1 pseudogene is annotated in these 581 nt (G+C 64.0%); it reads left to right on the forward strand.

Annotated features, from left to right (window positions below):
- A pseudogene (locus AOZ13_RS13675) lies at window positions 1–581 on the forward strand (ATP-binding protein); the annotation flags it as partial.

Raw genomic sequence — 581 nt, forward strand, 5'->3', positions numbered from 1 at the left:
TCGATGGACGCCGCCGGGAACCGCCTCGAACAACTCCGTGAGAGCCCCCACCTCCGACGGATCTTCAACCACACGCCCGCGCAGAACGACGCTGGTGAGTACGTCGAGAACCACTTCGACTTCCGGAAATTCCTCGACGAGGACGTCACCATCCTCCTCGACCTCGGCGACCTCCGCCCGGAAGCCCAGCAGGCGGTCACGCTCCTCCTGTTAAGCAACCTCTGGGACGCCGTGCAGGTGCGGCGTCGCGACGGCCAGACCGACTACGAGAACCTGACCAACCTCATCATCGAGGAAGCCGCACCGGTCGCCTCAACGCGACTCGTCTCCGAGCAACTCCTCCCGCAGGGCCGCTCGTTCGGCCTGAGCATGGGCCTCGTGATGCAGTTCCCCGGTCAGGTACGGAATCGCAGCGAGCGCGCCTACGACGAGGTCTTGAACAACATCAAGACGAAGCTCATCGGGAACATCTCGATGGAGCACGACCTCGCCGAATCGCTTGCCCACGAGGAGTTGAGTCCGACCGAACTCCGCAATCGCGTGAACACGCTCCCGAGCGGGGAGTGGATCGCCCAGCTTCC

It is taken from the genome of Halarchaeum acidiphilum MH1-52-1, from assembly GCF_000474235.1.
Lineage (GTDB): Archaea > Halobacteriota > Halobacteria > Halobacteriales > Halobacteriaceae > Halarchaeum > Halarchaeum acidiphilum.